The sequence below is a fragment of the Levilactobacillus senmaizukei DSM 21775 = NBRC 103853 genome (assembly GCF_001592085.1).
In the GTDB taxonomy this organism is placed as follows: domain Bacteria; phylum Bacillota; class Bacilli; order Lactobacillales; family Lactobacillaceae; genus Levilactobacillus; species Levilactobacillus senmaizukei.
This window is the reverse complement of the sequence record NZ_BCWD01000015.1, coordinates 24,062-42,427: the sequence shown is the minus strand read 5'-3', so window position 1 is coordinate 42,427 and position 18,366 is coordinate 24,062. Positions and strand designations below refer to the sequence as shown.

Below are 18,366 nucleotides of genomic sequence, written 5' to 3'. Positions count from 1 at the left end.
TCCTACGCCGATTCAACTACTTTCGTGCCCGTTCAATCAGGTGAATAGGTGTCCCCTCAAAATCGAAGTGTTCCCGGATCTGATTTTCCAAGAATCGTTCGTAGGAGAAGTGCATCATCTTCGGATCGTTCACGAAAACCACGAAGGTTGGTGGTGCCACGGCCACTTGCGTCGCGTAGTAAACCCGCAACCGCTTCCCGTTATCGGAAGGCGTTGGGTTTAAGGCGATGGCATCCATAATCACGTCGTTCAGAGTTGCCGATTGAACCCGTTGATTATGGTTCTTAGCCACACGTTCAATCATTGCTGGCAGCTGTTCCAACCGTTGTCCGGTCTTCGCCGACACAAAGACGATCGGTGCGTAGCTCAGATATTGGAATTCAATCCGGATAAGGTTTTGAAAGTCAGTTAACGTATGGTTATCCTTCTTCAGGGTATCCCACTTGTTAACCAAGATGATAATCCCTCGACCTGCCTCATGGGCATAGCCCGCAACCCGCTTGTCTTGCTCGCGAATCCCCTCTTCGGCATTCAGGACCATCAAGACCACGTCGGAATCATCGATCGCTCGCATCGCCCGCATGACACTGTAACGTTCCGTATTTTCGTAGACCTTGCCGCGTTTACGAATCCCGGCCGTGTCGACCATCGTAAACTTGGTATCATCGGCTGTAAACTTGGTGTCAACAGCATCACGGGTCGTTCCGGCAATATTAGAAACGATCACCCGGTCTTCACCAAGCATCGCGTTAACCAAGGAGGACTTCCCGACGTTAGGCCGACCAATCAGGCTGAAACGAATCGAATCATCCTTCGGACCAGCTTCCTTTGCGGGAAACTCCTTCACAACAGCATCCAACAGGTCCCCAAGACCCAGGCCATGGGCCCCGGAAACCGGATAAGGTTCGCCAAAACCAAGCGAGTAGAAGTCATAAATTGACTCCCGGGTCTCTGGATTGTCGGCCTTATTAACGGCCAACAGAACCGGCTTATCGGCCCGGTATAAAATTTTGGCAACCTTCTCATCAGCATCCGTCACACCTTCAGGCGCACTGGCAATAAAGACAATGACATCTGCCTCTTCAATCGCAATTTCTGCTTGCTGAGTAATTTGTGTTAGAAATGGTTCATCACCGAGGTCAATCCCCCCGGTATCAATCATTCGAAACTCAGTCCCCAACCATTCCGCGCGAGTATAGATCCGGTCACGCGTGACCCCGGGAGTATCTTCCACGATAGAGATCCGTTCACCGGCGATCCGGTTGAACAACGTTGATTTACCCACATTAGGTCGACCAACAATGGCAACTACTGGAAATGCCACGACAATCCCTCCTTTTACATCATTCTCATTTGACATGAAAAAGGTCCAGAACGAAACCAACAAAGTTCCGCTCTAGACCCAATTCTCAACCAAACGTATTAGTTGTTTTCGTTATCTTCCATATCCTTCTTAAGGCTATCACCAATCAGATCACCTAAGGAGAAACCAGTGCTTTCTTCTGGGGCGTTAGCCGTTGAAGTTTCAGCAGAGTTCCGGTTGTTACGACGACGGTTGTTGTTACCACCGTTGTTGCTCCGGCTACGGTTGTTGTTATTGCTGCTCCGGTCTTCAGAACCTTCGTCAGCGGATTGTGGCTTTTCTTCAAGGGCCTTGATGGACAATGCCAAACGGTGATCGTCTGGACGAACATCCAAGACCTTAACCTTGATCTCTTGACCAACCTTCAAAACGTCAGCAGGCGTTGCAATGTGTTGGTGGGAAATCTGGGAAATGTGAACCAAGCCTTCAACGCCAGGGAATACTTCAACGAAGGCCCCAAAGCTAGTCAAACGCTTAACAGTTCCGTCTAAGACGCTACCTTGTGGGGCTTTGTCTTCGATACCATCCCAAGGTTCTGGTAAGGTTTGCTTGATAGAAAGTGAAATCCGGTCGCGGTCTGGGTCAACTGATAAGACCTTAACCTTAACGTCTTGGCCAACCTTCAAGACATCGCTAGGCTTTTCAACCCGTTCAAAAGCGATTTCTGAAACGTGGACCAAGCCATCGACACCACCAAGGTCAACGAATGCACCGAAGCTAGTCAGACGAGCAACTTTGCCTTCGACAATGTCGCCGGCAGTTAACTTAGCCATGATTTCTTCCTTTTGTGCAGCGCGTTCCTTTTCAACGATAGCCCGGTGAGATAAGATCAACCGGTTTTCGCTAGGTTCAATTTCAACGATCTTGAATTCAAGCGTCTGGCCCTTGAATTGAGCAAGATCTTCAACGAAGTGGTCAGAAACCATGGATGCAGGAACGAATCCACGGACACCAGCATCAACAACCAGGCCACCTTTAACAACTTGGGTAACTGGTGCAGTCAATGTGTGACCTGCTTCGAATTCCTTTTGGATGTCGTCCCAAACCTTACGGGCTTCCAAACGACGTTGAGACAGTAAGTAGCTACCGCCTTCCTTATCCGTACCAATCCGAGAAATTACGACGAGGTCTAAGACGTCCCCGACTTTAATTACAGAGTTAATATCGTCAACTGGCTTAGTGGAAAGTTCCTTCTTGGGAACAACCCCTTCAATACCAGTATCAGCAATACCGACGATTGCTTGTTGGTCGTCATCGATTGTTAAGATTTCACCCTTAACAACGTCACCGACTTTAACGTTGTCGATGCTGTTTAAAGCATCTAATAATTCATTGTTTTCACTGTTTTGACTCGTGCCATTTTCACTCATGCGAATTTTTCCTCCTTGCGACAACTCTATATACTATTTTAGCTGATTGTTTCTGTAAAAGCTAGTAAAAAGCCCATATTATAGGGATTCTTTTTCTTTGATGATTTCAGCAATCTTATCGGCGACCTGATCAATTGACATTGAGGTCGTATCTAACCGAATGGCGTCTGCTGCTTGTGTAAGCGGTGAGACCTTCCGAGTAGAATCCTTACGGTCCCGCTCCTCAATCTCATGCTTGAGGGTTGCCAGTGGCGTTGTAATCCCCTTGGCCGCGTTATCCTTCAAGCGTCGTTGTGCCCGCTCATCAACACTGGCAACCAAGAAAATTTTAACCTCTGCATCAGGTAATACCGTCGATCCGATGTCCCGGCCATCCATAACGATCTTACCGGCATCGGCAATCGTTCGTTGCCGGGCCGTCAATTCCTTACGGACTGCCGGCAACGCCGATACAGCAGAAACGGAATTGGTGACGTCCGGCTGGCGAATGGCCAACGTCACGTCAGTTTGGTCAACAAAGACCTTTTGGACAGGCTCACCCGGCTCAAACCGAATGGTAATCGAATCTAATAATTGTTTAACCGCGGCCTCATCATCTAAGGCAACGCCCGCTTGTAAGACTTTCCAAGTAATAGCGCGATACATAGCCCCGGTATCACAATATATGTAATGAAAGCGTGTTGCGACAATCTTAGCAACCGTGCTCTTGCCGGCCGAAGCGGGACCATCAATGGCTACTTGTAATCCTTGTTTCTCCATGAAATCCAGACTCCCTCTAAAATTATTTATCTACCGAACTCGCAGCCGTTGTCCGGGGTGAAGTGGTGACCCGGAAGACATGCCATTAAGTTCATAGAGTTTTTGGACTGAAATCCCAGCATTCGTGGCAACCCGGTAGACCCCTTGTCCAGCCTCAACCGTGGCGTACTTCTTCGTCGCGGCTGAACTGGCATGTGAACTACTGGAGGCATGACCGGTGCTGTTGGTGGTAACAGAAGAGCTGCTAGCCTCTGTCTTTGAGCTAGCAGTCTTGGATGAACTGGTTTTCGTGGTACTCGTTGCTGACGAACTGGCCTTCGCAGCCTTCTTATGACTTGACGAGGTCTTCGCCTTCTTATGTGATGAACTGGAAGAGCTGGCCGCAACCTTTTCCGTGTTCTGTGGCCGATTGACCGCACTCTGCCGGGCTAATCCATAGACCAGTGAAGCCGCTGCGATCACAATAATAATGGCCACCAGGATCACCGTCACCATAGTATTACCATGGTTCTGTCGCCGCATCTTGGTTCGGGAAAAGTTTCCCTGATCATCACGGTCATCCGCAAACGATTGATCCCACGGGTGGGTATCCTTTGCCTTTGACTTTTGATCGTCCTGCTTTTGACTCATCATCTAACCTCCCTGAAAAACTTTCACCCGTAATTGTACCATACCAGAAACTTGAATTCTCTAAATTCTTCTTAAAAAAGCCGGGCCAATTGCGTTTGCCAGTCGACTGGGCCACCATTTTCCTGGGTTGGCGTCTGACGTTCAAGACCCAACCGATCGATGGCCAACGGCTGATTCTGGGGAGAACAACAGCCCTCCGAGTGTTCTGGTGCCTGCTCATCAAACGCCGCTAGCCAACGTTGACGTAAACAATGGTCTTCGCGGGCATACGCCACCATCCCCGCCAGGGCACGATTTCGTTCCCGCTCTCGTTTCACGAACAACTCCTGTACCGCTGCCTGACTAATCCCGTGCTGGCGATAAAAGGCCAATAGGTGAACGGTTGGTTCCGTATCATCAAACTTGGTTGGCTGAGCGTAATAGCGAGCAATCTCATCCTCATCGGGTCGGTTCGCCTGTCCCAGAGCGAGTGGTAACTGCTCATCCCCCGGGGCATAAAGCAGGATCGCCACGCTCGGTTGGCCGTCCCGACCAGCTCGTCCAATCTCTTGGGCATAGCTTTCGAGATCGCCAGGAAGGTGGTAATGAATCACGTATCGGATATCATTCTTATCGATCCCCATCCCAAAGGCACTCGTGGCACAAATCAAATCGATTTCTCCACTCATAAATTGTTGTTGAATCTTGAAGCGATCCTCGCCACTCAGTCCCGCATGGTAGGCGGCCGCTTTTACGCCGGCCGTGGCCTGTAACCACTCGGCCGTGTCGGTAGCTAACTGCTTACTAGAGAAATAAACGACCCCCGGCCCCCGTAGCTGTCCCACTAAGGTCTGCAGGCGTGCCTTCTTTTCTCCCTCATCGTTGACGCGATCGACATCCAGGAAGATATTGGCTCGATTGACCGACTCGGTGACCACCGTGGGCCGACTGCGTAGTTGCTTAGCAATCTCCTGCCGGGTAGCCTTCCCCGCCGTGGCCGTCAACATCAGGGTCAAGGGGTTCCCAAGCTTTTCCTTAATCGCCCCCAGCAAAAGATACTCCGGCCGGAAGTCCGGTCCCCACTGTACGATACAATGTGCCTCATCGACCACCAAGAGACTAATGGTCAGCTGCTTAATCTGGGCTAACATCTTCGGTTGGGCCAACATCTCCGGTGATAGAAACAAAAACTGTAACTGATCCAGCTGGGTCAGAATCGTTTGCCGGTCGGCGTAACTGGTTTGGGAGGTAAGCGCCGCCGAACACCGAAAACCGGTCAAACGCATCCGGTCAACTTGATCCGCCATTAAGGATAACAGGGGCGACACAATTACCGTGCACCCAGCATGGCGATAACCATATAGCTGATAAATGAGCGTCTTCCCCGCACCGGTTGGCAAAATCGCCAGACTGTCTTGCCCAGCTTCCAAGGCCTCCAAGGCCGCTTGCTGTCCCGGCCGAAATTTCCGATAACCGAACACCCGTTGCAAGCTCGTGGTCAGCGCCTCATTAGTCATGTAATGCACCCCGCTTTCCTACCCAAATTGCGTAAAGTCGAAAATAAAAGAATTCATACTGCCGTTGCAACGCCTCGGGCAGCCCCGTGTATTGCCAATCATCCACCGGCCCCGAGACGACCGCCTTAAATTGCGAGCGCGCAGCCGGCGATAACAGCCGATCATACGGGAAGTCGGCTAAGGGTAGCATAATGGCTGCTTCCAATAGATGTTCTCTGACCGTGCTGACCTTCACCCGGCGCTCTCCAGCAATTTGGGCTAAGGTTTGCCCCTGCTTCACCGTGTTCAAAGTGATCTGAGCACTACGACTCACCGGGGTCTGCCACAGGGGTTGCAGCAACGAATTAAAGGGGTTCGTGGGCTCCTTAGCATCTCCCATGATCTGGGCCAAGCCTTCGAATTGCATGAGCTGGATTTCCCATTCGGTCCGCTGATAAGCTAGGGCCAATTGTCCTAAGGTCTGACCCGCCTGCTGATAGCCGGTAAACTGAGCCGTCATGACTGTCGCCACCACCGGGTCCAGCTTGTCTAGACTGGTCATCAGCGCCGTCAAGACCTGTGGCCCCAACTGGTCGTTCTTGACCTGATGGAACCAGTGACGAACAAACTGACGCGTCGCCATATCCGTGGTTAAGGGTAAGTAATGCCCGGCCTGGTGACTGAACTGTGAGGCTACCTGAACGGCTAGCAGGATTCGTTGACGCACCGCAATGAGATCAATGGTGGGCCAACAATCGGCCGTTTGGGGCACAAAGTAATGGTCTGCCCGTTGTTTACTTAGGCCGGCCGGGGTCAGTACCAGCCGTTCTTGATTGATATCCCACGTGGCTAAGCCCTGATGGACGACCTGCTGAGCAGCGGCATCCAGGGCCCCACGATCCAGCTGCTTGGCGAGATTCAACAAGGGTAACAATTGGTAACGCTGACCCCAGTACAGGGTCGATACCGTCCGGCGACCCCGCAAAAGATTTTCAATGGCCCGAACCCGTCGGGGCTGGACTCGATCCAATAGTTGTAATAAATCCGTTGGCCCCATGGTTATCCTTCTTTCAAAAAGCCTATTTAAAACCTAGTTTACCATACAAAAAGGACTGGCTCAGTGCCAGTCCCCGTTTACATCACGTCTTATTATTTTAGTACAGACGATGCTTTTCAATCCAAGGACCTAGTCGGCGGTTAAGCAAGATGAATAATACCCCCAATACAATTCCCTTAATGAGATTAAATGGCACAACACCGGTTAGAACCAGTTGCTTAACGGGCATTCCCAAAGAAAAGCCAAACAACTTCAGATAGAGCGGCGTCACCACCCACCAATTAGCCAGCGACAAGATGACGGTCAGGCTAATCGTTGCTACGACCACCGCAACCACTTGCCGTTGCAGACTATTGGTCGACCTCTTTAAGATCCAACCAATTGGCAAAATAAAGGCCACGTCGGCGACGAAAGCCGTCAAAATGCCAATGAAGTTTTGCAGGTTAAACCCCGTCAGAATAAAATACAGCAGTTCCTTGATTGCCGCAATCGCAACCCCACCGGCGGGTCCAAAGATCCCCATGCCGAGTAAGACAAAGAGGTCGCTGATGTCTAACTTCATATAACTCACGTACGGTAGGATGGGCACCGAGACAAACATGAGCACCGTCGCGATCCCGGCAAACAACGCCATCAGGACCATTGCTCGAACACCTAACCCACTATGACTTTTTTCCATGATACTTGTTCCTCCTTGCGGTCATCTCGTGACAAGCCCCAATGAAAAAGGCCTTGCCACAGAAGGGCAAGACCTTGGGATTTACGTTAGAGTACGCAAAAAGCAACGTCTCATCTTCTGCATACCAGACTTTACTGTCGGTTTCGGAGTTGCACCGAATCAACCGCTCACACGGGTTGCGGACTTTACCGCCGGTCGGGAATTACACCCTGCCTTGAAGATGAACCAGATTATTTTTATTACAATGTTAATATACGAAACTTTCGTTGACGTGTCAAACGTTTGGCTTAGGCTAGTCCCGTCAAGCGTTTGAGTTCTTGGACCTCGGCCGGCTTCAAATACCGGGCTTCCCCGGCATTCAAGCCCTTCAGCGTCAAGAAACCATACTGTTCACGCTTAAGCTTCTCGACGGGATACCCCACGCCACTCAGCATCTTCTTGACCTGATGGTTCTTACCCTCATGAATCACCAGCTGAACGATGGCCGTATGCTTCTTGTCATCCACACTAAGCAGTTTGCTCTTAGCCGGCGCGTAGGTTTCCCCATCGATCGTCATCCCCTGACGCAGTTGCCGCAGCGTATCATTGGTGGGAATCCCCGTCACCCGGGCGATATAGGTCTTCTCGACCTCATACTTGGGATGCGTCAGCCGATTGGCAAGTTCCCCATCGTTGGTTAACAGGAGCAAGCCATCCGTGTCGTAATCCAGACGACCAACCGGGTAGACCCGTTGAGGCACGTTTTCAAGCAAGTCAACGACGGTCTGCCGCCCCTTATCATCATTGGCCGTGGAAATGACCCCACGGGGCTTATACAGCATGATGTAGACGGGTGTTTCGGTACTGACTGGCACATTGTCCACAAGAATTTCATCGTGGACCCCCACCTTGGTTCCCAATTCCGTGACTACGGTCCCGTTGACGCGAACCCGGCCACTCATGATCAGCTTTTCTGACTGACGACGTGAAGCCACGCCATCATGAGCTAAGACTTTTTGTAATCGTTCCATTTAGGCTTCATCTCCTGACGAATTTAATTGTTGGTTAAAGGCTTTTAAGAATAAATCTCCGTTGGGAACATCCTCGTCTGTAGCATCCGGCTTGGCCGCGGCCGGTAAGGGTGGCAGATCGGCGAGTTGTTTGAGGCCAAAGTAGTCTAAGAAATACTCACTGGTACGGTAGACCTTGGGCCGTCCCGGTTCGTCCAAGCGACCGGCATCCTCAATGAGTCGGCGCAAGACTAACTTCTGTACGGTTGACGCGCTCTGAACCCCCCGAATCTCATCAACTTCGATTCGCGTGACCGGTTGCCGATAGGCGATGATGGCCAAGACCTCCAGTGAGGCCGGCGTCAAACTGGTACTCAACGGATTCTCGAAGTACTGCTTAATAAGATCCTGGGCGGCGGCCTTGGTCACTAACCGATAGGTCGTGTCGTTCACCATGAGTTCCAACGCGGAATCTTGATCGGCCGCATACTTCTGGGCCAATCGCTCGAGGCTAGCCAAGATTGCGGGCCGCATCAAACCGGTGGCCGCGGCCAGATCAGCCACCGTCACCCCCTCATCTCCGCTCACAAAGAGCAGGCTCTCAATCTGTGCTAGTGGCGTCATCCGCATCGTACCTTCCTTCTGCCTGTAAAAATTTAACCTCTAACGGGGCCATTCGACTAACCTGTTGCAAACGAACCTGCCGTTGCCGGGCTAACTCGAGGACCGCTAAAAAGGTGGTCACAACTTCTTCCATCGCGGGGACCTTAGCCACCAACCGGTCAAAGTCAACCAGTCCATGGGCCGCCTGCAACCGTCGCATGACCACTTGCATTTGGGCTTTGATGGTGAAATGTTCCTGATGAATGTTCTGAGTGACGGGCTTCATCACCGTGGCTCGGTGGAGAAGCTTAACCAAGGCTTGTTGCAAATCGACCGGGGTCACCCCTGGCGCCACCGTTAAGGCCACCGAATCGGGCACCGGTGCCGCCGGCCGAGTAAAGTGTTGCTGCCGATCGGCCGCCCGTTCCTTCAGGTTTTGCGCCGCCTGCTTGTAACGTTGGTATTCCAACAGCTGGCTAACCAGCTCCTCGCGCGGGTCCACCGTGGGATCCTCATCCTCATCAACCGCGACGGTTTGGGGTTTAGGTAACAGGAGTTTAGCCTTGATCGCCATTAAATTGGCGGCCATGACAAAATACTCTCCCGCAATGTCTAGCCGGAGAGTCTGCATCTGATGAAGATACGTCAAGTATTGACTCGTAATCGTCGAGATCCGAATATCATAGATGTCCATTTCATTGGTTTTAATGAGGTGTAACAATAAGTCTAACGGTCCCTCAAAATCACTGACCTGAATCAGTGGCTGGCCGCTCGTCGTTGCTTTGTCCATGGTAATACTCCCATTTTGCGATAATCTTTGCGGTGGCTAGGGTCCCCATCAAGCGTAACTTGGGCGCCGCAGCCGCTAACTCGTCTAACATTTGCCAGGTGTTTTTGGTTGATTGCTTATCGGGCATCAACGTGAGGAGCCGGACAATTAGGTACCTTCCCTGTTCCTCTGCCCCAATAATCCCGGCAAAATCATCGTGCTCATCCTTCCACAGGTAGAGGGTCCGGTCATCGCCACTTAAATACCAGGTTAATTCCGCCTGTAACCGATCCCAATCCTTGAAGTTCGGTAACAGACTGAGTAGTCCCATGGCTATCTTCTGATAATCGCTCCGGTATTTCCGTAACATCTTGGTCCTCCAATCAGGGTTATTTAACGTTATTTCAATTTAGGCACGGGGATGATATTGGTCATACACCTTCACTAACCGCTGCTTCGAAATATGGGTATAGATCTGGGTCGTCGTGATGTCGGCGTGGCCCAGGAGTTCCTGAACCACCCGCAAATCCGCCCCATTCTCTAAAATATGGGTCGCAAAGGAATGACGTAGCGTATGCGGCGTCACATCCTTCTTAATCCCCGCAACCCGGACATACTGCTTAATCTTCTGCCAAATCGCCTGCCGAGACAGACCACTGCCATGCGCATTGAGAAACAGGTAGGGACTGGTTCGCTGCTTCAAGAGTTGGGGGCGGACCTGCTGCAGGTACCGGTTAATCCAGTCACCAGCCACGTCGCCAATCGGAATAATTCGTTCCTTATCGCCCTTACCCAGGGTCTGAATCAACCCCATCTCCAAGTGCAGGTCCGCCAGCTTCAAATGAACCAGTTCGCTCACCCGTAACCCAGTGGCGTACAATACCTCTAGAAGTGCACGGTCCCTTAATCCCAATTTTTTTGCGGTGTCGGGGGCCGCCAGTAGCCGATCAACCTCGGCGACGGTTAAGACCGCCGGCAGGTGTTGAGCGTGCTTGGGAGCGGCCACGTTGGCCATCGGATTCACCGCCAACTGATGCGTCTGGACCAGATAACGATAAAACTTCCGCAGGGCCGAAACGGCATGAATGACCGAGTTGCGAGACTTTCCCTGCTCGGTCAGATGATTCAAATAAGCTAGGACCGTCAGGCGGTCAACGGTGGCGAAGGTCGCCACCGTTCGACTCTGTAAATAGTGAGTAAACGTGGTCAGTTCTTGAACATAGCTCTTGACTGAATTTTCGGCCAGGCCCTGTTCAACCGTTAAGTAGTGGCCGAAGTCGGCCACCGCGGTCATCAAATCTGCCACGTTATCCCCTCCTTATTTGGTCGTTTTGCTGGTCTCGGACGCTTCGTCGGCCAACCAGAGGCCACCATCGTGTTGCGTGATCTTCCGGGCCTTCATCAGATGACCCACGGCCCGCTTGAATTGACCCTTGCTGATCCCGAAATAGGCCTTGATGGCCGCCGGATCGCTCTTGTCACTAAAATCTAAGTGACCGTCTTCACTATGTTCCAGCGCAGCTAACAACATGGCTGAATCGTCATCGATGGCCTCGAAGGTCCGCGGACGCAAGGACAAGTTCAACGTCCCGTCATCATGGACGCCAATCACTCGTGCCTTGAGTTCCTCACCCAAACGGGGTTCCGTTTCCCGTTCTGATGGATGAATAAATCCCAGTTCAAAGTGGTCAGTAATCACCCGGGTCCCGACTAACTTCAGTTGGTAAGCGGTCACAGTCACGTTACTGTTTTGGAGACGCTTATTCGCTGGTTGAGCAATGGCCTGGTAGATGTCACCATCGGCCAAGACACCCCACAGACGATGTTTGGCGTCTTCGCGCAAAGCAATCAGTAACCGGTCGCCCTGTTGTGGCCAGAGTTCCATCATATCTGGTAGGTCATCCAATGACACCACGATATCCTTGTTGGGTAAGCCAATGTTCACGAAAACACCCAGAGTCCGTTGACTCCGAACCACCGTCCCAAAACCATACCGGTCAATTTGAGACTTCGGCGCATCCCGCGTCATTTGCATGTCGTGATTTTCATTTTCGTAAGCAAAACCCGTAAAGGTTCCATTCATCCGCAATGGTTTCTTAATTTCTGCCTTGTCGAGGCGGAAGGTAGTCCCTTCAACCTGAACAAAGTAATCCGTTTCGTTCTCATCGGTGACTTTACCGGTAATCAGTCGTCCTAATAAATCTGCCATATTCTCCTCAATTCTACTGGGTAAACCAGTGTCCGTTCAAAACTGTCTAACGCTTATTTTACACGGAAACCCCACAACTAGCCAGCTTCAATCTCACAAACTAAGAGTTAGCCGCTCGAATCTTCAGTAGCTGCAAATCGTCTTGTCGAAATTGCCCTAACTCCAGCCCCGTCGGCCGCGTACGCCAGACAGCAAAAAGCGGGCCCCCGACAGAGGGTCCGCTTTTCATAACAGGTTTATCTCTTATTAAAGTGCGTTAGATGCACCGTGGTAAACGATCCCGCGACGTGAGTCAACGGTAATCAATTCACCATCGGAAATCTTATCGCTAGCACCAACGGCGCCCACGATAACTGGAATCCCCATTGAGATCCCAACAACCGCAGCGTGAGAAGTCAACCCACCGTTTTCAACGATCACGGCGCTAGACTTTTCAATTGCTGGCAAGTAGTCTTTGTCGGTGTTCTTGGCAATCAAGATACCACCTTCAACGACTTTAGCGTTAGCTTCAGCAGCGGTATTAGCAATAATTGCCTTGCCGATAACCGTGTCATCACCGACACCTTGACCTTGAACTAACTTAGAACCAATCAATTGGATCTTCATTAAGTTTGTGGTCCCACGTTCGCCAACTGGCACGCCGGCAGTGATCAGGATCAAATCGCCTTCCTTAGCCAAGCCGGTTTCAACAGCTTTAGCAGCTGCTAAATCGAACATTTCGTCAGTATTACCAGGCTTTTCGGTAACGATTGGGTAAACACCCCAGTTAACCATCAAACCACGACGAGTCCGGTCATCGAAGGTAATTGCCAAGATATCAGCATTTGGCCGGTACTTGGAAATCATCTTAGCCGTGTAGCCACTTTCAGTAGCAGCAACAATCGTCTTAACACCCAGTTCGTTAGCAACCCGGGCTACGGAAGCACCGATGGATTCAGTAACGTCACCGTTATCGAAGTTCAAGTTGTCACGACCGAATTCCTTCAAGGCGTTTTCGGCCTTGATGTCGATCCGGTTCATGGTAGCAACGGCTTCAACTGGGTATTCACCGTTAGCACTTTCACCAGAAAGCATCGTGGCATCGGTCCCATCGAAGACGGCGTTGGCAACGTCAGAGGCTTCGGCACGAGTAGGACGTGGGTTTTCTTGCATGGAGTCTAACATTTGAGTAGCCGTGATAACGGGCTTGCCCAAAGCGTTACACTTCTTGATCAAAGCTTTTTGAACCAATGGCACGTTTTCCGTTGGAATTTCAACACCCATGTCCCCACGAGCAACCATCAACCCATCGGAAACCTTGATGATATCATCAAAATTATTGATCCCTTCTTGGGATTCAATCTTAGGGAAGATTTGCACGTGTTCCATGTGCTTTTCTTCAAGCAGTTCACGAATGTCCATAACGTCTTGTGGCTTACGAACGAATGAAGCTGCAATGAAGTTAATCTCATGGTCTAAGCCAAAACGAATGTCATCGGAATCCTTTTCAGTAATCCCAGGCAGGTTGATGGAAACGCCGGGTGCGTTAACACCCTTACGTGAGCCCAAGACACCATCGTTTTGTGCGGTCACAACTAATTCCTTAGTTGCATCGTCTTTCTTGTCGATTACGGAGTCTAAGAGACCGTCATCAAACATAACGTGGCCGCCTTCATGAACGTCATCATATAAACCAGGGTAAGTTACAGCAATCTTATCCTTGGTTCCTTCGATCGAGTCATCCATGGAGATTCGGAATTGGTCGCCAGTGGAAAACTGCAGCTTACCGCCTTGTTGGACGGTGGTCCGAATCTCGGCACCCTTAGTGTCGAGCATGATTCCAACCGTTTTACCAGTAATTCTTTCGGCCTTGTGAACGTTCTCCAAGCGACCTAAGTGTTCTTCATGGTCACCATGTGAGAAGTTGAACCGGAAGATGTTGGCACCTGATTCGATTAATTTAACAATTGTATCGACATCAGTACTTGCAGGCCCAAGGGTACTTACAATCTTGGTTTTCTTCATTAGAAAATCTCTCCTTTAGAAATGGCACGAACTAACCCATTATTTTTCAAGAAAATAATGCGTCTCAGTTATTCGGCACAAATTTGATTCCAAAAGTATTCTATCACTTTTAAAATTTTATGTCTGCTAAGATCATCGATTTTTACCGAGATTGTTGAATAGTTATCAAAGTAAGCGCTTTCCCCGGTATTAAAGGGATTATCCTACTTAAAAACCTACTGGTTGTATAACCAGTAGGTTATTTTAAGAATAATTTTTAACTATACTTCTGGGGCACCTTCAACGGGAATGGTAAAACCTAATTCCGCAATATCTTGGTCAAAGGTCTTGACGGTGTCGACGGAAACTTGGAAAGCATCCTTCCCGAACTTTGGCAGCTTAGCCAAAATCTTAGGTGGCACGGTAATAATATCACAATCAGTTTCGTCGGCCTCAACGATGTTAAAGACTTCGCGGGTGCTAGCCCAGAGTAATTCGACATTGTCCTTAGCGTGACAAGCCGTTGCAGCAGCCTTCATTAATGGGATTGGGTCAACGCCGGTGTCGGCAATTCGACCGGCAAAGACGGAAACGATCCCCCCAACCTCGGCATTCAGGGCGGAAACGGCCAGCTTCACTTGGTCGAGAGTTGTGATAGCGGTCACATTAACGTGAACGCCGGCATCGGATAAGGCAGTAATCACCGCGGCATTGTCTTCACCACTGGCCCGAATGATCGGAACCTTAACCGCGACATGCTTGCCCAGTGCGGCCAAGACCTTGGCTTCTGCCAACATCCGTTCAGGCGTATTACCAAAGACTTCGAAACTAATCGATTGGTCGGGGAATGTGGCCACGGCCTCTTTGGCAAATGCCAAGTAATCCGTAATCCCGGCGGCCTTCATCAAACTAGGATTTGTTGTGAACCCTTCCACAACCCCTTTAGCTGCGACTGCCTTCATTGCGGATAATTCCGCACCATCAGAATAAACTTTGACTTTCAATTGCATGAAAAATACCTCCAAAGTAGATTTACATCAGTTATTGGTATAATCATACCAACACTGGTACAAATAGTCCAGAGGTATTTTTCGTAAAATTGGTCTATCCATTTTGTAGAACAATATTTCCCGGACCCATTAAGGCTTCTAGGGCCGGTTGCAACGCTGCTTCGGCACTAAGCCATTGCCGCTTGGGCATGACGCGCTTGCGATCGGATTGGACCTGATAAACAATGACCGGAACCGATCCATGATGGTCAGTCAGGAATTGACCAAGTTGTTCGGCAATCCCCCGCTCATCATGGTCGGCATCCACCCGGATGAACCAACGGGGCCCCTTAGGTAGCGCCTTAGTAGCCGGTGTCGTCATCTTTTCCGCCAAAGTCACCTGGTTGGCAACGATCTGCAAGCCCCGTTGCTGCTCCACCTTCCCCTTGACGACCAGTACCTGATTGGTGGCCAGCCAATCCGCCATTTGCCGGTACTGGTTGGGAAAGATGGTGATACTAACGTCGGCGGTCTCGTCGCTGCCAGTGACAAACGCCATCGGTTCGCCGCGCTTGGTTCGGATGGTACGAATCTTAGTCACATAGACGATGACCGTCACCAAGTTATCGGCCGCAAGATCGGTAATGGCAGTCGTATGGAGACGTTCACCTAGGTCGCGATACTGTTCCACCGGGTGCCCCGACAAGTAGGCGCCCAGCACGGCATCCTCTTGGGTCAACTTGGTCATCAAGTCCAGATCCGGTTGCCGAGTGACCTTGGGGGCCAGCGCACTGAACAATTCCACATTGTCGCCGGATAATTCCACACTACTGAGGAATTCCGGCATGGCAGCCAAGAGCTCCGCCCGATTGTAACCAAAGTGATCGAACGCCCCGGCGTAAACCATGGCATTCAACAGATCTGGCTTGCGGTATTTATCTTCAACTCGCTGCAAAAACTCATGCAAATTCTGGAACGGCCCCTTAGCTCGTCGATCGGCCAGGATCGCCCGCAAAAAGTCACGGCGCACCCCCTTAATCGAGCTCAAACCAAAGATAATGGCTCCTTGTCGGAGATTAAAGTAGGCTCCAGACTGGTTAATATCCGGCGGCAGCACTTGAACGCCGTGGCGTTTGGCCTCGGTCAAATACATTTTGGTCTTAACCGGCACATTAATCACCGAGTTTAATAATGCCGCGTAAAATGGTGCCGGATAGTGAGCCTTCAGGTAAGCCAATTGAAAGGCCAGCTTACTATAGGCGACCGCATGTGATCGGTTAAACCCATAATTGGCAAACTGGTCCATATAGGCAAAGACTTGTTGTGCGACGGCCGCCGGATACCCTAATTTGAGGGCTCCCGCTACGAACTTCTTCTGCATCGCATCCATCGTTTGCTTCTTTTTCTTACTCATCGCTCGACGCAGCAAATCGGCTTCACCCAGGCTAAAGCCCCCCATGACGGCGGCCACCTGCATAACCTGTTCTTGATAGACTAGGACGCCATAGGTGGGACCCAAAATTGGTTTTAGTGCCGCCGCCGGAAAGGTTACCGGTTCTCGGCCATCCTTACGGCGAATGAAGGTATCGATATTTTCCATTGGACCGGGCCGATACAACGCGTTCACGGCAGCAACTAATTCGAAGCTATCGGGCCGCAGGGTTCGCAACACCCGCTTAATGCCAGCCGATTCGAACTGAAAGACCCCGTTAGTCTCCCCGGCGGCAAATAGTTGTAACGTGGCCGGGTCATTCAGGTCAATTTGATTCAGGTCCGGTCGGGTCCCGGTCTGCTTCGCCACTAGGTCTAAGGCATTAGCCAAGATACTCAGATTACGTAACCCCAAGAAGTCCATCTTCAACAGGCCCACCGCCTCAACGGTGTCCTTGGGATACTGGGTCATTAGCAGGTCTTCACTTCCCGGCTGTAACGGTACCAGATCGGTCAGCGCCCCTTGGCTTAAAACGATCCCGGCCGCATGGGTCGAATAATTACGCGGCAAGCCTTCCAAACGCCGAGCCGTCTCAAATAATAACTGGTTGCGATCGGAATCGGCTACCAAGTTACGCAGCCGTTGCGACTGGTCATAGGCTGCCTTCAAAGTAATGTGGAGTTGGGCCGGAATCGCGGCACTCCAATCGCTCATCTCATAAGGTGGCACGCCAAGGACTCGCCCCACATCCCGCAGCGCGGCCTTGGCCGCTAACGTGCCAAAGGTAATGATTTGGGCTACCCGATCGTGCCCATACTTATCATGAACGTACTGCAAGACCTGTTCGCGTTTGTCGTCCGGAATATCCAGGTCAATATCGGGCATCTGGGCCCGGTCTTCATTTAAGAATCGTTCAAACAGGAGGTTGTAGGTCAACGGGTCAACTTCGGTGATGGCCAAAACATAGGCCACCAATGAACCAGCCGCGGAGCCCCGACCAGGCCCGGTCTGGATGTGAGCCTGGTGGGCAAAGTGCATGACGTCCCACACAATCAAGAAGTAATCATCAAATCCCATTCGATGAATAACCCCTAGCTCGCGGTCTAACCGCTCCTGGTACGGTGCCGACTCGACAATTCCCAATTCTTTCAATCGCCACGTCAACCCCCGCTGGCACAATTGGTGCAGGTAATCTTGAGAGGTCTGCTGATCCGGCGTTGGAAATTGCGGCAATTGCGGTTGTTTGAACTGTAACGTCACCGTCGTGGCTGCTGCCAGTTCTGCCGTGGTTGCGGCCGCTGCTGCCAATCCCGCCGCTTGAAATTGGCTCAACTGTTCGACTGCCGGCTTCAACCAGTGTTCGCCACGTTTGGCCTGGGCCGCTGGTAAATCGGTGACCGTTTCACCGGCTCCGATGGCCCGTAAGACGGTCACCGCAAAATAATCCTCGGCGTCTAAATAATCGACTGGCGCTAACCCTACCAACGGGGCCGCCGTTTGCTCGGCCAAGGCCTTGCGGGCCGTCTGTTCCGCGGACAACTGTTCGGGGCTAATACCAATAAAGACATTGGCCGGTGTACACCAGGCCTGGAACTGCCGAATCACTTGCACTGCGGCATCCCCGGCTCCCGCCGCCAAGAGATCCTGAATCTCTCCCGTTAACGGTGCGATCACCTTCAGATGGCTCAGATTGGCCACTTGTTGGGACAAGTCAACGGCACCATCGGCCACCTGATACGCGGTCGACAACTGCATGAGTTGTTGATATCCCTGAAAGTCACTGGCAATCAGAACCCAATCGGCCGTCTGCGTGGGGTCGGTCAGTCCCTGGACCGTCAAAGTCAACCCCAATAGCGGCTTGATGCCGGCCTGCTGACAGGCATTGTAAAAGGCCACTTCACCATACATAACGTTGCGATCGGTCAAGGCCAAGGCCTGGTATCCCCGTTCCTTGGCCGTTTGAACCAATTGATCAATACTATTCGTACTCTGTAACAGGCTATAGGTGCTTAACACCTGTAATGGCACAAACATGGCGCCGCCCCCTTCTGAAAAAATC

At 51.2% G+C, this 18,366-nt stretch carries 16 protein-coding genes and 1 riboswitch; all 16 genes read right to left on the bottom strand.

Annotated features, from left to right (window positions below; genetic code table 11):
* Positions 1-16 precede the first annotated feature (16 nt).
* Entirely contained in the window at positions 17-1,324 is a 1,308-nt protein-coding gene (gene der / locus LSE01S_RS06850) for a ribosome biogenesis GTPase Der (RefSeq protein WP_061776889.1), read from the bottom strand.
* 98 nt (positions 1,325-1,422) lie between these two features.
* Entirely contained in the window at positions 1,423-2,733 is a 1,311-nt protein-coding gene (rpsA, locus tag LSE01S_RS06845; RefSeq protein ID WP_061776888.1) for a 30S ribosomal protein S1, read from the bottom strand.
* A 78-nt stretch (positions 2,734-2,811) separates the two neighbouring features.
* Positions 2,812-3,492 carry a (d)CMP kinase gene (gene cmk, locus LSE01S_RS06840; protein ID WP_061776887.1) on the bottom strand — a complete coding sequence of 227 codons (681 nt, stop codon included), beginning with the start codon at positions 3,490-3,492 and terminating at the stop codon, positions 2,812-2,814.
* 30 nt (positions 3,493-3,522) lie between these two features.
* Entirely contained in the window at positions 3,523-4,122 is a 600-nt protein-coding gene (locus LSE01S_RS06835) for a LysM peptidoglycan-binding domain-containing protein (RefSeq protein ID WP_061776886.1), read from the bottom strand.
* A gap of 71 nt (positions 4,123-4,193) precedes the next feature.
* The gene (locus tag LSE01S_RS06830) at positions 4,194-5,618 is read right to left on the bottom strand and encodes a RecQ family ATP-dependent DNA helicase (RefSeq protein ID WP_061776885.1); all 1,425 of its coding nucleotides are present in this window, start codon (positions 5,616-5,618) and stop codon (positions 4,194-4,196) included.
* Positions 5,611-6,654 (bottom strand): helix-turn-helix domain-containing protein, encoded by a 1,044-nt coding sequence (locus LSE01S_RS06825; protein ID WP_061776884.1) that lies wholly within the window; start codon positions 6,652-6,654, stop codon positions 5,611-5,613. The genes LSE01S_RS06830 and LSE01S_RS06825 overlap by 8 nt, the downstream gene beginning before the upstream one ends.
* A 97-nt stretch (positions 6,655-6,751) precedes the next feature.
* Positions 6,752-7,333 carry an ECF transporter S component gene (locus tag LSE01S_RS06820; protein ID WP_061776883.1) on the bottom strand — a complete coding sequence of 194 codons (582 nt, stop codon included), beginning with the start codon at positions 7,331-7,333 and terminating at the stop codon, positions 6,752-6,754.
* A 108-nt stretch (positions 7,334-7,441) separates the two neighbouring features.
* A riboswitch (FMN riboswitch) is annotated at positions 7,442-7,559 on the bottom strand.
* Positions 7,560-7,620: 61 nt separating this feature from the next.
* Complete coding sequence (locus tag LSE01S_RS06815; RefSeq protein ID WP_061776882.1) at positions 7,621-8,343, bottom strand: pseudouridine synthase; 723 nt, start codon at positions 8,341-8,343, stop codon at positions 7,621-7,623.
* A complete protein-coding gene (gene scpB, locus LSE01S_RS06810; protein ID WP_061776907.1) occupies positions 8,344-8,946 on the bottom strand; it encodes an SMC-Scp complex subunit ScpB in 603 nt (200 codons plus the stop codon).
* Positions 8,924-9,715 (bottom strand): segregation and condensation protein A, encoded by a 792-nt coding sequence (locus LSE01S_RS06805; protein ID WP_061776881.1) that lies wholly within the window; start codon positions 9,713-9,715, stop codon positions 8,924-8,926. The genes scpB and LSE01S_RS06805 overlap by 23 nt, the downstream gene beginning before the upstream one ends.
* Complete coding sequence (locus LSE01S_RS06800; RefSeq protein ID WP_061776880.1) at positions 9,669-10,064, bottom strand: hypothetical protein; 396 nt, start codon at positions 10,062-10,064, stop codon at positions 9,669-9,671. Before LSE01S_RS06800 ends, LSE01S_RS06805 begins: the two co-directional genes overlap by 47 nt.
* 39 nt (positions 10,065-10,103) lie before the next feature.
* Positions 10,104-10,991, bottom strand: coding sequence for a site-specific tyrosine recombinase XerD (xerD, locus tag LSE01S_RS06795; protein WP_420843288.1), 888 nt, complete (start codon positions 10,989-10,991; stop codon positions 10,104-10,106).
* Between the two features lie 21 nt (positions 10,992-11,012).
* Positions 11,013-11,903 carry a CvfB family protein gene (locus LSE01S_RS06790; RefSeq protein WP_061776879.1) on the bottom strand — a complete coding sequence of 297 codons (891 nt, stop codon included), beginning with the start codon at positions 11,901-11,903 and terminating at the stop codon, positions 11,013-11,015.
* A gap of 246 nt (positions 11,904-12,149) precedes the next feature.
* Positions 12,150-13,907, bottom strand: coding sequence for a pyruvate kinase (pyk, locus tag LSE01S_RS06785; protein ID WP_061776878.1), 1,758 nt, complete (start codon positions 13,905-13,907; stop codon positions 12,150-12,152).
* Positions 13,908-14,167: 260 nt separating this feature from the next.
* Positions 14,168-14,896: a transaldolase gene (locus LSE01S_RS06780; protein WP_061776877.1), complete on the bottom strand. Its 729-nt coding sequence runs from the start codon at positions 14,894-14,896 to the stop codon at positions 14,168-14,170.
* Between the two features lie 94 nt (positions 14,897-14,990).
* The gene (dnaE, locus tag LSE01S_RS06775) at positions 14,991-18,341 is read right to left on the bottom strand and encodes a DNA polymerase III subunit alpha (RefSeq protein WP_061776876.1); all 3,351 of its coding nucleotides are present in this window, start codon (positions 18,339-18,341) and stop codon (positions 14,991-14,993) included.
* Positions 18,342-18,366 lie beyond the last annotated feature (25 nt).

Coding starts and splice junctions, on each gene's coding strand:
- rpsA (WP_061776888.1), bottom strand. CDS start 2,733: ATGAGTGAAAATGGCACGAGTCAAAACAGTGAAAACAATGAATTATTA.
- cmk (WP_061776887.1), bottom strand. CDS start 3,492: ATGGAGAAACAAGGATTACAAGTAGCCATTGATGGTCCCGCTTCGGCC.
- LSE01S_RS06835 (WP_061776886.1), bottom strand. CDS start 4,122: ATGAGTCAAAAGCAGGACGATCAAAAGTCAAAGGCAAAGGATACCCAC.
- LSE01S_RS06830 (WP_061776885.1), bottom strand. CDS start 5,618: ATGACTAATGAGGCGCTGACCACGAGCTTGCAACGGGTGTTCGGTTAT.
- LSE01S_RS06825 (WP_061776884.1), bottom strand. CDS start 6,654: ATGGGGCCAACGGATTTATTACAACTATTGGATCGAGTCCAGCCCCGA.
- LSE01S_RS06820 (WP_061776883.1), bottom strand. CDS start 7,333: ATGGAAAAAAGTCATAGTGGGTTAGGTGTTCGAGCAATGGTCCTGATG.
- LSE01S_RS06815 (WP_061776882.1), bottom strand. CDS start 8,343: ATGGAACGATTACAAAAAGTCTTAGCTCATGATGGCGTGGCTTCACGT.
- scpB (WP_061776907.1), bottom strand. CDS start 8,946: ATGACGCCACTAGCACAGATTGAGAGCCTGCTCTTTGTGAGCGGAGAT.
- LSE01S_RS06805 (WP_061776881.1), bottom strand. CDS start 9,715: ATGGACAAAGCAACGACGAGCGGCCAGCCACTGATTCAGGTCAGTGAT.
- LSE01S_RS06800 (WP_061776880.1), bottom strand. CDS start 10,064: ATGTTACGGAAATACCGGAGCGATTATCAGAAGATAGCCATGGGACTA.
- LSE01S_RS06790 (WP_061776879.1), bottom strand. CDS start 11,903: ATGGCAGATTTATTAGGACGACTGATTACCGGTAAAGTCACCGATGAG.
- pyk (WP_061776878.1), bottom strand. CDS start 13,907: ATGAAGAAAACCAAGATTGTAAGTACCCTTGGGCCTGCAAGTACTGAT.
- LSE01S_RS06780 (WP_061776877.1), bottom strand. CDS start 14,896: ATGCAATTGAAAGTCAAAGTTTATTCTGATGGTGCGGAATTATCCGCA.
- dnaE (WP_061776876.1), bottom strand. CDS start 18,341: ATGTTTGTGCCATTACAGGTGTTAAGCACCTATAGCCTGTTACAGAGT.